At 34.0% G+C, this 12,918-nt stretch carries 12 protein-coding genes and 4 tRNA genes; 10 read left to right on the forward strand and 6 right to left on the reverse strand.

Annotated features, from left to right (window positions below; all coding sequences use genetic code 11):
* Positions 1–8: 8 nt before the first annotated feature.
* Both prmA and PZ898_RS21480 read left to right on the forward strand, forming a co-directional pair.
* Positions 9–836, forward strand: a complete 828-nt coding sequence (gene prmA / locus PZ898_RS21475) for a 50S ribosomal protein L11 methyltransferase (RefSeq protein WP_277694208.1) — start codon at positions 9–11, stop codon at positions 834–836.
* Positions 837–859: 23 nt separating this feature from the next.
* Positions 860–1,699 carry an SH3 domain-containing protein gene (locus PZ898_RS21480; protein ID WP_277694209.1) on the forward strand — a complete coding sequence of 280 codons (840 nt, stop codon included), beginning with the start codon at positions 860–862 and terminating at the stop codon, positions 1,697–1,699.
* 131 nt (positions 1,700–1,830) lie between these two features.
* On the opposite strand, the gene PZ898_RS21485 is transcribed toward PZ898_RS21480, so the two are convergent.
* From PZ898_RS21485 to PZ898_RS21505, 5 genes are all read right to left on the reverse strand, one after another.
* Positions 1,831–3,294 (reverse strand): tetratricopeptide repeat protein, encoded by a 1,464-nt coding sequence (locus PZ898_RS21485; protein ID WP_183037443.1) that lies wholly within the window; start codon positions 3,292–3,294, stop codon positions 1,831–1,833.
* Positions 3,295–4,014: 720 nt separating this feature from the next.
* Positions 4,015–4,088, reverse strand: a tRNA-Arg gene (locus PZ898_RS21490).
* 12 nt (positions 4,089–4,100) lie between these two features.
* Positions 4,101–4,175, reverse strand: a tRNA-Pro gene (locus PZ898_RS21495).
* A gap of 245 nt (positions 4,176–4,420) precedes the next feature.
* A tRNA-Arg gene (locus PZ898_RS21500) sits at positions 4,421–4,494 on the reverse strand.
* Between the two features lie 12 nt (positions 4,495–4,506).
* A tRNA-Pro gene (locus PZ898_RS21505) sits at positions 4,507–4,581 on the reverse strand.
* Positions 4,582–4,813: 232 nt separating this feature from the next.
* On the opposite strand from PZ898_RS21505, the gene PZ898_RS21510 reads away from it, so the two are divergent.
* The 8 genes from PZ898_RS21510 to PZ898_RS21545 all read left to right on the forward strand — a co-directional run bounded on the left by PZ898_RS21510 (position 4,814) and on the right by PZ898_RS21545 (position 9,642).
* Positions 4,814–5,362 (forward strand): hypothetical protein, encoded by a 549-nt coding sequence (locus tag PZ898_RS21510; protein ID WP_216445166.1) that lies wholly within the window; start codon positions 4,814–4,816, stop codon positions 5,360–5,362.
* Between the two features lie 153 nt (positions 5,363–5,515).
* Complete coding sequence (locus tag PZ898_RS21515; protein WP_216445165.1) at positions 5,516–5,908, forward strand: hypothetical protein; 393 nt, start codon at positions 5,516–5,518, stop codon at positions 5,906–5,908.
* Positions 5,909–5,941: 33 nt separating this feature from the next.
* On the forward strand, positions 5,942–6,277 hold the full coding sequence (locus tag PZ898_RS21520; protein WP_277694210.1) for a hypothetical protein: 336 nt from the start codon (positions 5,942–5,944) through the stop codon (positions 6,275–6,277).
* Between the two features lie 47 nt (positions 6,278–6,324).
* Positions 6,325–6,963, forward strand: coding sequence for a hypothetical protein (locus PZ898_RS21525; protein ID WP_062676447.1), 639 nt, complete (start codon positions 6,325–6,327; stop codon positions 6,961–6,963).
* A gap of 92 nt (positions 6,964–7,055) precedes the next feature.
* Positions 7,056–7,403: a hypothetical protein gene (locus tag PZ898_RS21530; protein ID WP_062676446.1), complete on the forward strand. Its 348-nt coding sequence runs from the start codon at positions 7,056–7,058 to the stop codon at positions 7,401–7,403.
* A gap of 116 nt (positions 7,404–7,519) precedes the next feature.
* Positions 7,520–8,263 (forward strand): hypothetical protein, encoded by a 744-nt coding sequence (locus tag PZ898_RS21535; protein WP_277694211.1) that lies wholly within the window; start codon positions 7,520–7,522, stop codon positions 8,261–8,263.
* Between the two features lie 125 nt (positions 8,264–8,388).
* Positions 8,389–8,991 carry a hypothetical protein gene (locus PZ898_RS21540; RefSeq protein ID WP_216445161.1) on the forward strand — a complete coding sequence of 201 codons (603 nt, stop codon included), beginning with the start codon at positions 8,389–8,391 and terminating at the stop codon, positions 8,989–8,991.
* A 126-nt stretch (positions 8,992–9,117) separates the two neighbouring features.
* A complete protein-coding gene (locus PZ898_RS21545; protein ID WP_120232959.1) occupies positions 9,118–9,642 on the forward strand; it encodes a thermonuclease family protein in 525 nt (174 codons plus the stop codon).
* A 155-nt stretch (positions 9,643–9,797) separates the two neighbouring features.
* On the opposite strand, the gene PZ898_RS21550 is transcribed toward PZ898_RS21545, so the two are convergent.
* Positions 9,798–12,884, reverse strand: coding sequence for a T9SS type B sorting domain-containing protein (locus tag PZ898_RS21550; protein ID WP_277694212.1), 3,087 nt, complete (start codon positions 12,882–12,884; stop codon positions 9,798–9,800).
* Between the last annotated feature and the right edge of the window lie 34 nt (positions 12,885–12,918).

The following is a 12,918-nucleotide window of genomic DNA, read 5'->3' on the forward strand; positions in this document are numbered from 1 at the left end:
TTATTCACATGCAAAATTATTTAGAATTCAATTTCAAGATTTCTCCATTGCAACCTTGGAACGAGATATTAATGGCAGAGCTTATAGAAATAGGCTTTGACAGCTTTACAGAAGAAATTGACGGAATTTTAGGATATATCCAGACAGATTTGTTTCAAGAAGATCAGTTGAAAGGACTTCCGATCTTTGAAAACGAAAACGTAAAAATCGAATATTCTTTCGAAGAAATGCCGAACATCAACTGGAACGAAGAATGGGAAAAGAATTTTTCTCCTATCAATATCGATGATAAAGTATTGATCAGGGCAGAATTCCATGAATCTGTACCGGGAATGCATGAAATTATCATTCAACCTAAAATGTCTTTCGGAACAGGTCATCACCCTACAACCCATTTAATGATCCAGCAAATGATGGATATTGATTTCAGTGGTAAAAAAGTATTGGATATGGGATGCGGAACTTCTGTATTAGCTATTTATGCAAAACAGCAGGGCGCAGGAGATACCAAAGCTATCGATATTGATGAATGGTCAGTAGAAAATTCAAAAGAAAATGCAGTAAGAAATAATGTAGAACTGGATATTGAACAGGGAACTGCAGAAAACTTAGGGAAAGAGAATTACGATATCATTTTAGCCAATATCAACAGAAATATCCTGATTTCAGATATCCCAACCTATGTTTCAGTATTGAATGACAGTGGAAAATTATTACTTTCAGGCCTTTGCTTCTTTGATGTAGATGATATTCTGGAAGTATGCAAAGAAAGTGGTCTGGAGCTTAAAAAGAAATTACAGCGTGAAGAGTGGGTAAGCCTTCTGCTTGAAAAATAACACACCAAAAACAAAATACGAATATGAAAACTTTATGGACAGCTTTATTTTTACTGATACTGCAGTTTTTTACAGCACAGGAAAATGAAGTGTATGCAGATGATATCTTTAGCTTTGAAGAAAATAAAACTCAAAAAATCTTTACAGATTGGACGCGTGTGAGATTAGATCCTGGAGTGAATGCTCAGATTGTAGATTCATTGCAGGTCAACCAACAGGTAATGATTCTTAAAAAAGAAAATGCAGTCCTGAAACTGGGAGAAAGAAATGCTAACTGGTATAAAATCTCTTATCAGAAAGGAGAGAATACATTGGAAGGATATATCTGGGGTGGCAATATTTGTGTAGGCTACCGTAATAAGAATGGGTATGACTTCCTCTTTGGGCTTTCCAAAACAATTGACCGGAAGAATAAAGAAATCAATGAAATTGAAAAGCAGAATATTGCCGGAATAAAAGTACTGGAAGGAAATACACTTATTGATGAGGTGTATTTTGATACCGGAAGAGGGGAGGAGTTGAGTTCAGCAGCATTCAATATAGAAAGCAATCATAAACTGCAAAATGTTGAATTCACCTTAAAAGCAATGGTTTCGGGAGAAGCTTGTGGAATAGCAAGTTATGATCAGTATGTTCTTTTTAAAGGTAAAAAGTTAATTGCCCTTCCGCAATTGACAAACGTAGGGGATGCCGGTGTTTTTTATCATAGCGAAGAATTTATTTTTCCCAATGATAAAGGAGGAATTCCCAATGCATTTATCTTAAAAGTGGAAGATATGGAAGTAGATGAAAGAGATAGAGAGAAGAAAAAACATTCTTTCAGAACTTACCTTTGGAATGGAAATACTTACAAACTGAAATAAAATCAGTATTGACGAAAATTAAAAATCCCTCACTTAAGAATGAGGGATTTTATATATAGTGTCAGGGGTAAACTCTTATTACTTTTGAGGAGAATAACCATCATATTCATTATGTTTTATGTTCGTGAAGATTATTTAACCTCAGATATTGATCTTATAAATTGATAGAGATCAGTCTGTGCTTCAAGGTGTAGTTTTTTGCGTAATCGGTATTTCTTCGTTTGTACAGATCTGTGCTCCATAGAAGAATACTGTGCCATTTCTTTTGAAGAGAACCCCAGCCATATCATAGCACAGAAAGATAAGTCAGAGGGGGAAAGATTAGCGTTGATTTTTAAAAGTTGCTGGCAGACCTCAGGATATGTTTCCTGAAATAATGCTAAAAAGCCAACATCGTTTTTTTTTGCCAGTTGAATGATCTGCTCATGATTTTCATTGAGCTTTCTTTTTAGAATTTTTGCTTCTTCTTCCTGCCGAAGAATAATTGTTTTACTTTCAATAAGCCTTTTTTTCTTTCTTTTAAACTGTAGATAAAAATAAAGAGATAGTAAAAAAATAAGTACAAACAGAACTCCTCCATACCATAAAAATGACAGGAATTTGTTTTTTTGTTTTTCTTCTTCTTTCTTTGAAATTTTATTAAAAGCTAATGTGATAGCTTTGCTTTGGTCATTGTCTAAGCTGTCTTTTAGTGAGGTGGCCTTGCTTAAATATTCAGATTCTTTCTCAGATTCTTTAAGGTCTTTATAAACTGTGGCCAGCCATCTGTAATTATCTAAGACCAGATAAGGTCTGTTTACTTCCTTTGCCAGTTCAAGGGATTGTTGATAGATATCAATAGCCTCATCATTTTTTTTCTGAACATACAGAAAAAAGCCATAATTATATAAAATAACCGCTCTCTGGTATTTATTATGTTTAAACCTTTTGGTTTCTATCAGGTCAAGGCTTTTTTTAAAATAATAATTGGCTGAATCTAAATTTCGATCATACTTTGTATAATGATATGCTATAAGTGCTATATCTAAAGGATTCAGATCTATTTTCATTGCTTTATGAAGGTAGACGAGTGATGAATCAGACTGTTCAACTCCGTCGAAATACGATGCCCGGGTTGAATAAACATACCGTAAAAAAAATCGGCAGTCCTGATTATCTTTTTTCAATCTTAAAGCAAATTTCATGGCCTTTGAATTATAACCTAAAGCCATTTTAGGGAGATTCATCCTGTTGTAGACCTGTGAATATTCCTGATTAATTTTACCGGCAAGAAAATCATCATTGATATCTTTTGATTTTTCCTCAGCATCATTCAGATATTCTATGGCCTTTTTAAATTCTCCTGTAAGCCATAGACGATTCGCAATATTGGCATAACCCCAGGCTTCTCCTTTAGGGTAATTATTTTGCTGGGCTTCTTTTATAATTTTTTGATTCCAAATGATCAGATCCTTGTTAGATATTTGGGTTCTGAGTTCTTCATTTGTTTTTATGAGTAAAGTATCTATTTGCTGTATACTATAGTGTTGTGGAAATAGTTTTGAACAACCGCATGTAAAAACAAGACAATAGATTATTCTATTAAAATTTTTCAAAGATTTCATCATCATAGAATAAATACTATATTGAGAATAATACAAAAATTAAATATAATGCAAGATAAAAGTGAATTCATTATAATATAAACTACTGTTTATTAACTCTTGTAATTATGACTAATATCCACAAAAAACAGGTGGGATTATTAACCCCACCCGTTAGGCATCATAAAGGTTTTTTGATCAATTTTGTGTTTTAGAATCGATAATTTGCTGCAATTTCAAGAAAAGAAAGGAAATAAGAAAATTATAGAATACATCATAGGTACATCATGTTGTTTTACTTTATCTGTAAGGGTTGTTATTAGGTTGTATGTATGGTGTAGGTTCATTGCGTGCATACATTGTATAGTGGTTTTGTAATGGATGTTGTGTTTATGCTTACTTTGCATGAAGTTTAAAAAAAGAAAAGAAAAAATAATTTTAATGTTCGGTATGTCTTTTTCTTTACCGATATTTTTCCAATCTATTAGATGTAAATCGGTATATGAATGAAAATAAAAGCTTCAGTATCTTATCGTATTTTATATTATTAAATGGGAGTTTCTTAATTATGATGTAGAAATATCTAAGTAGCAGATACGGGTTTTCCTAGTGATATTTAATACTAAGAATAATAACTTCTTCAGCAGGATGCCAGAATGAGTGACTACGAGTATGAGTTCCAAAGATCCTGAATATAACAAAAAAGACTTACTGTTTCCAGTAAGTCTTAAGTGAGCGCGAAAGGATTCGAACCTTTGACCGTCTGCTTAGAAGGCAGATGCTCTATCCAGCTGAGCTACGCACCCTAAATTTATAAGTCGGGGCGGCAGGATTCGAACCTGCGACCTCCTGGTCCCAAACCAGGCGCGATGACCGGACTACGCTACGCCCCGAGGTGTCATCAGTAACGATTTTTACTTCGTTTTTGCGGTTGCAAAGGTACAATACTTTTTGGAATAAAAAAATAAAATTAGAGATAATTTTTAATTATTTTTTCGTGAACGCTCTTTGATTCATTGTACCTGTTTAATAATCATATTCTTATATTATTTTTATTATTCCTCACTAAAAATGGAGAACTTTTAGCAGGGCCTGAGCAAAAACAAAAAAGACTCACTGTTTCCAGTAAGTCTTTAAGTGAGCGCGAAAGGATTCGAACCTTTGACCGTCTGCTTAGAAGGCAGATGCTCTATCCAGCTGAGCTACGCACCCTAAATTTATAAGTCGGGGCGGCAGGATTCGAACCTGCGACCTCCTGGTCCCAAACCAGGCGCGATGACCGGACTACGCTACGCCCCGAAGGATCATCGATAACGAATTTTACATCGTTTTTAGGGCTGCAAAGTTGCAATTCTTTTTGGAATAAAAAAAGAAAATGAGGTATAATTTTTAATTAATTTTTTATGAACTCTTTTTTATTACCTTTACCCTATTAATAACCATTGATTTAGCCCTCTTAAAAATGATGAAAGAATTTTCTTTTTTTTTGTTCACATTAAACATTCTTACCCCAAAATATAGAAAAATAACCTTGAAAACAGAAGTTCGTTTTCTTCTGTTCTGTTTTTTGATGATGCTGTATTCTTGCTGTAAGGATCATGAATTTGTTAATTACACTATTGCTAATGCATCACTGAGTTTACCCAAATCAATGAGCATTAAAAAAGAAAGAGCCGAAGATTCTCAGATATACAGCATTAATGCTGGAAATAGGCATGTTGGCTATATTTACTATGGTGATTACAAACCTTTTGTGGAAGATAATTATATGGTTACGGTAGAGCCTGAGCTTTTTGAGAAGTTTAAGAATAACAGAGAATTCAGAGCTTATCTTTCTGATAATTCTGATAGAGATTACAGAAACGGAATTTATAATGTTAATTATTATTACTACGATACAATCAATAAACACAGAGCTCAGATTATGATGCCGAAAAAAATGGATAAAGGACTTATTGGGATTCATTTTGACAGTGTAGATATTCATCAAAATAAAATGGCAATAATTATCAATGATTTAAGTGAAGAGAATAAAGAATTATTTTTAAAAGTTTTTAAAACTATTAAATTCAATCCGTAAATACCCAATATGCAAAGTTTACTATCGTGATGAATTTTTTTATCAATTATATTACCCACCAGAGATAGTACATGAAGGTTGGATTTGATAAAATCATGAAAATTGATCAGCCCGGTTTACCATTAATTTTGACGAAAAATAAATAAAATAGAAGTGACCATTATTCAATTACATATACTTGACTGGTATGATGATATTATAACATCATGGGTTTCACTGGAAAATGATTCCTATATTTTTACTTGTGTTCAGAAGGATTTTACAGATGGAGAGAAAACATATTATGGTGTAAAAACAGATGAAAAATCATCTAAAGAGATGCAGAATATCATAGGGAAAAAGACTTTTACTAAAAGGGATTGGAGTACCATAAATCGTATTTTTGAAGAGAATAACAAAAGTGATAATGTATTTTTATTGAGAACATTATCATTATCCGTGGGTTTGGATATTACTTTTAGTAAAGTGAGAAATTCAGATATCAGAACGATTATGCTTCCTGTTGATATTTCAACACTATATACTTGTCAGGATAGAGATTTGTAGAAAGCAGGCAGTTACTGACTAAAACAAGAATTAATGAAAGATATATTTGAATTTAAAATTGTAATTCATGAAGATATGCCGGAGAATCTGGTAGACCGTTTCATTGCTTTTATTGAAGGTTGTTCAGTATATTGGGGTGGTGGTTGTTCTGATAATCAGATCAATGGAGGATTATATACTGATGAGGATATAATAATTAATATCAATGATTTTGTGAAAGAATTTGTTGAATTTTTTTTACACCTGGAAATTACGATCCAGAAAATTGAGATTGATATAGAAGATTTTTATTTTTATCGTTTTGATCATGATTTTTTTATTGAAAATTATTCTTCTCTACCTGTCAATATTGGCTGTTGGAAATTATAATTATTCCGGCGAAAACTGAAATATCTCCAAAAAAGCATTAGTGGTTTATGAAGAAATATAGAGATACCCATCATTATTACCTTTCCAATTTTTTTAAACACAGTGAATTGAACTATGATAGCTTGTGGTTGTTTTATAACTATGAAGACGGAATTCAAATGGAAACTTTTTTTCCTGATCAGAAGGTTTATTCTTTTTTGTGGGAGTATGCGGATACAGATATTTTAATAAAAATTGATGAGTGGAAAAGAGCTTTCAGAAGAAATGCTATTGAGATAGTGCAAGAAGCTAAGTTGCATATCCGAAACTATTTGTCACAAGAGCGAAAAGTATATCTGGATTGCCTGGAAACCAGTCTTGTAACGGCAGATGGAAAATTTAAAGACCTGACTGCATATGATATCGGACAACGCTTTGTTCAGATTGTAGCCGATGAAAATATCTCCTTTACTGATATTGATTTAAGTTTTCTGGAAGTAACAGATACAGCAGATAAATTTCGAGCGTTGATCAGGATTCTGGATACTGATGGTATTCAGGCGCTCATCTTAAATGGTTACCATCATCGGGGAGAATTACTTAAAGTTTGCATTGTGAAGAAGGGAGAAACCGGCTTAAAAACAAAGGAAGTTTTGTCCTTACCTATTTTTGAAAACACCTATGTGGCGATGCCATTTAATTGGTAAAACTACAATTCTGCTGATGATGGTATTTTTGATATTGCTTTTAACCTTATGATTGGTTTTTTGAATATTAATTGTTTTTTTAATTAGGAAAAATGAATAGAAATAAGAGTTTTGTAATCCTGTTGGTTATTATTGCTATAGTATTCCTATACAAACTGATATTTTCTTCAAAAAATGAAGGCAGTTTTATTGATGAAATTAGAGAAAAGGATATAAAATCAATAGTTAGAAAAAAGTATATGAATCATGATAATCACAATATACCATTTCTGGTGTATGGCCATCAAGATAGTATTGTAGTTTACAGAGATTGGTGGGATAAAGTTGTGGTTGGAGACTCGATAATAAAACCAAAAGGATCTTTAGAAGTGATTATAAAAAATTCTGATAAAATTGAAAAACTGGATTATGAAAATCAATTTGGTTTAGAGGGGCAATAACTTAATATATTTGGTTTTTCCCTAATATCAACAAACTTATACAAACTTACAGACTTTGCCGGATAAGATCATAGAAGTAAAGTCCGTTTATGAATAGAATAATTTAGTAAATAAAAATGGAGATATTCTTAAATAATATTAAAATAGATTATCTAGATCTTACTAGAGATGAGAAAATTGTTAATGATAAATTATTACTGAAAGTTAAGCCTGAAGCTAAATCCATTATTTTAGATGAATTAGAAAAGCCTGAAATCAAACTAACTGTAAAAATTTACAATAAAGCAGGTAAAAAAGGAATATTATATAAAACCCGATTTATCATAGACTATGTTTTAACTGAAGAAGACTATAATGAGCCAGATGGAATTGTTCTTTATGGAACTATGATTAATAAAATGAGTATTACGGGAAGTGGATATGATCAATATCTCATGAAAATTTTTTACGATTGGTTCAATCATTCAGAATTTAACTGGCGGAAGGCTGAGAACAGTGAACTTAAAAACTCTTATCTCCAGGCTTGTTTTATTTGGAATAACGGTCTTTATACAATGAGTAAAGAGAATAACATCATGAAAATGGAGGGAGATCTTGTTAAAGACAACAAAGATTTTTTCTGTTATTTAGGTGAATTGTTCTTTGGAAAAAAAGGTTTTATGGGAAGTGGGTTGGATTCACTTCATGATCATACTATAGACGTAAGTAAGAATAATAATATGAAAGATTTTCATCTATATATCAATTCTGCACAAGCCATAGAAGATGCCTTAGGAGTTAATTATTTTGCAACATCTCTGGAGCTCTTAAAAAGAACAGGTCTTAATATTTACATAGATCATTTAGTCTTTCAGGATTAATTGCTTCAATTATAGTAGTTTTCCCTCTTTGAGAAAAACAATAAGGGAAACAACCATGTGTATCTAAAGTATGCTCAAGCAGTTTACTTGTACGTTGCAGATAAAAATAATAAACAAAGTAAGTGATGAAAAAAATATTCATTGTTATAGTTTTTTTGCTATTTAATGTGATCATTTGGGGACAAACTCCTGTCGGAAATACCAAATATGAAAAGTTAAAGACATTTTTAAAAAAAGATAGTTTGGCATTTCAACAGTTTTTAATGGCTAAAAAATGTTTTTGCAGAGAGAATTTTTTGACTCTTAATGAGCGTAGGGCTGTAAAAAAAACTAATCATTCTACTAAAGACTTAAATGAATTATTTCAAGTTTTAAAAAATGGAGGATATTTATTCTTCGTAGCAATTGATGCTCAAAAGATAGCCTCTTTTTTTAGTAATAAACTGATTGATGAATATGTTTCAAGTAGTGGACGTATCAGCGATGATGGTAATAGAATTGATAATAAAGATATACTATGCGAAACCATTTCTTCACAAACTAAATATAATTACAGTCAATACATTAGTTTCATTAACAATTTAGACAATTATATATTACCGCTAAATAAAGGGACTACCTTTCTTAAAGAAGATACATACTTGGATGAATTGTACTACTATTATCCCGGTAAAAAAGAACGCTGGTATAATTTTAACGATGTTCATAAAGTATTGGATGTTGAATAGTTCGCTCCGCAAAGTCTCCCGACTTTGAGGCAAAAAAAATGAAATAACTTAATTCAATATAAAAAACCTCGCAAAACGCGAGGTTTTTGTAATTAAAAAAGACTTTCTAATCCCTATATTTGCTCCATGAAACGACTAATGCTGCTGTACGTACTTTTCCCTTTATTTCTATTCTCACAGACTACCGGAAAAGTGATCAAAATTTCAGATGGAGATACCATTACATTACTCTTAAAAGGAAATCAACAAAAGAAAATTAGACTTGCCGAAGTTGATTGTCCGGAAAGCGGGCAGGCATTTGGAAAAAATGCGAAACAGTTTACTTCTGCTCAGGTATTTGGGAAAACAGTAAACTTTGTTGAAACAACTACAGATCGTTATGGAAGATCCATTGCGAAAGTATATTATGATGACGGGAAATATCTTTCCAAAGAGCTTATCAAAGCAGGATTAGGATGGTGGTATTTTTCCTACTCAAAAGATGCGTCTCTGGGCAAAATTCAGGAAACTGCAAAGCTTAAAAAAATGGGACTTTGGCAGGATAGTAATGCTCTTGCTCCCTGGGACTACCGTAAAATGAAACGTGAGCTTAGAAATAATAAGAAAATCGAAGCGGCAAAGAACGGTACAAAAATAAAAGGAGCTGCATAATATTCTGACGGAAGCTTGAAGATAGGAGAGGGTGTTAATAATTAAACGCCAGTATATATCTAAGGATAGAAGAAAAAACAGAAACTGTCTCATTTTTTTGAGACAGTTTCTTTAAACAAAAAGTATTACAATTCTGATTAGGCTTTGTATTTGAATTAATTCCTATTTTTGACCATGATCCATCCGGTATAGGAAATGAGTTTTTGGGTATCCGGATCTGTCCACTTTATTTCATACCAATAAGTACCACTGCTCACTGGAGTACCACCGATGGTGCCATCCCATTTTAAGTTATTATTTTTATCGGATGAATGAATAAGCTGTCCGTATCGGTTGAAAATACCAAACTTCAGATCTTTCAAAAATCCAAGCTCTGAATAATCCAGACTATCATTGATGCCGTCACTGTTTGGTGTAATTGCATTGATGAGATTTGGAACCAGGATCTGAGTCTCCACAGGACGGCAATTATTGGAATCTTTTACGTAGAAAATATTTTTACCTCTCGGAAGACCTGTAAATATATTAGAATCCTGCCATATCATTCCATCCCTTGAATATTGATAAGGCGGTGTACCGCCTTCCACAGTAAGGGTAACTGTATTTCCTGTAGTTTCTATCTTTTTAATTTTTGGAACAGGAACAGATAGTACTTTTACAAACTGTTTCGTTTCACATCCATTGGAAGTCAGGATTACCCAATAATTACCTATGGAAGCGGTGATAGATGGAGTAGTTGCTCCTGTGTTCCATAAATAAGAGGTATAGCCCGGCCCGGCATCCAATGTAACGCGTGCATCCGGACATATGTACTGATCCACCAGAAGAGCAGAAGGCTTGGGTGGAATCACAGTTAAAGTAATTGGGGCAAAATCAAAACAACCATTGCCAGTAATTACCTTTACATATACTGTTGTATTTGAAGAAATATAAGCGGTAGGAGTAGTTATTTCATTCGTCCCGTTTGTGGCATCCGTTAAAGTAGGATAATACTTTTTTGTCACAGGAGCAGTGCTTGTAACAAGGGCTGTGGTTAAATCGAAAGTTCCAGTATTAGGATTGCCTGGAACAAAGCATCCGTTGAGGGTTGCATTCTGCACATTAGGAGCAGGATAAAACTGAAGGGTAATTTTAGCATTGGCCGTACAGCCTTCCACTGTAGTTACTTTTACGAATACTGTCGCAGGAGCAACTGATGGATATGCATTGGCAGGAATAATTTCATTGGTTCCTGCATTTAAGTCAGCCATGGTAGGATAATATTTTCGGATGGCATTGGTTGGTCCTCCTACAGCAGCTGTAGTAAGATTGAAAATACCTGTTCCGTTGGTCTCGCAGGTTTTTACAGTCGTATCCGTTAAAATCAGAGGCTGTACTGTTATATTGACTTTTACCTGTTCACAATCTGTAAAATCCGGGTCGTTTCCACAGAATTTATAAGTGAAAGTATCGGTGCTTGTTCCAGTATTGGCTGTATAAGTAAGAATTCCTGTTGCAGGATTTACTGTTAAAGTCCCGTTCACCGGAGCAGCAATGATCTGTACTGTTCCCGGGACCGGAGTCTGTGTAGAGTTGGAGAATGCAGGAGTGATGGCGGTAGGAGTCCCGGCGCTGCAGACATTCATTGATTTTACAGTATTGACAAGGCAGGTGTATACTTTGTAAGGATATGTTGTGAGAGGATTACAGGTGCTTTTAGTAATTGATACGGTATAATTTCCTGCTTGGGTAGGAGTATAGGTATTATTGTTCGCACCCTGAATAGGAGTGCCGTTAAGATTCCATTGATAATGGTCAAAACCGCTTTCCACTTCTAACACAATTCCCGGAATACATTCTCCGGCGGATTTGCTGATTACCGGAATGGAATTGAAACCTGCAAAATATCCTCCGTAGCCAAGATTTCCACTACCTCCAATAATCCCGGCTGTAACGGCTTTGGTAGAAGTTACTGTTATATTTCCAGTGATATTGGGAATTGAGTATGAAACCCAGTTTGGAGTTCCGGTGACAGGAAATGGCCCTTCTGCTGCGGTGGGAGTTACGCCGTTTACTGCGACTCCGGCCCCGGTTTGGGTAAGAATATTAAGCTTTACAGAAAGAGGCGGATTGAACGTGGTATAATAAGGAAGTTCTCCTATTTTTCCTATTTCATCAATAACAGTAGGCAGAAAACAGTTAAGAGGCGGTATATAATTGAAACCTTCCGTAGCATCATTGTCTGCAATACCTGATAATAATTGATAGACATAAACATTCTTTGATGCTTTGATATACATATTATGATGAGAAGGCCCATTGAGTACATAATTCATTGCACTTACTCTGTAATATTGCCCTTCATTGAGTGTTATTACAGGTGCAGGGTTGTTGTTAAGCCTAATTTCTGTATTGTTCTCTGTCGCAACAATAATGGCTCCTTCAATTTCAGGAAGGAGATTTCCCATTCCTTTAATGAGAACAAACTCTTGTCCTAAACGTTCAACCGGAACAGACTGATCCATGATAATATCCTCCCCGTTATAAGGAGGTGTCATTCCAAACTGACCATGATAATTTCCATTGGTAACAGATACAGGTTTTGTAGATTCTATTTTAGCTCCGATAAAACCATCTTTATTTCCGGGCTTATTGGCGTAGCCTGCAAAAATATAAGACTGTCCTTTATTCAGAGTGATTGTAATACTGGGATGGGTAAGTCCGTTAAAATTATTGTAGAACCACGTTGTCATACCATATCCTGAAACTTTGACCTGGGTATTGTCTTCAGTTGCCAGTATACCACAGGAAAAATTTTGTGAAGACTGGTTATTCATCAATGGAGCATATACTGCATAGAATTTATTACCAATACCGGCTTTTCCCTTTGACGTCAGAATTTCTCCATGATTAACTTCCGAAAACCTGTAGGTGGCAAAAAAAGGAAGGTCTCCATGAAGATAAAGCCCTCTTGTTTTTACACTCATTGCATCGGTTGTATTTTGTCCTATCATCAGATTCATCGGGACATCAAATGTCTGCGGATTTCCTTTGCTGATAGTCACTGTTCCTATTACAGTGTTATTATTATAAATACTGACAGGAAACGGTGTTGTATTGTCTGTAGAAAGATACAATGCCTGTTTGGGTGAACCATTCGAAGAACTCGCCACCATAGGAGCAAACCAATGCTCTGTATCCCTTTGTGCAAAAACAGATGATGATACAAATAGTAATATAAAGATAAATAAGATCCTTTTCATAAGCTTTAAGGAAGATTAGATTAAATGAGGCAGA

Origin of the sequence: Chryseobacterium sp. WX (genome assembly GCF_029542485.1) — a bacterium.
Lineage (GTDB): Bacteria > Bacteroidota > Bacteroidia > Flavobacteriales > Weeksellaceae > Chryseobacterium > Chryseobacterium cucumeris.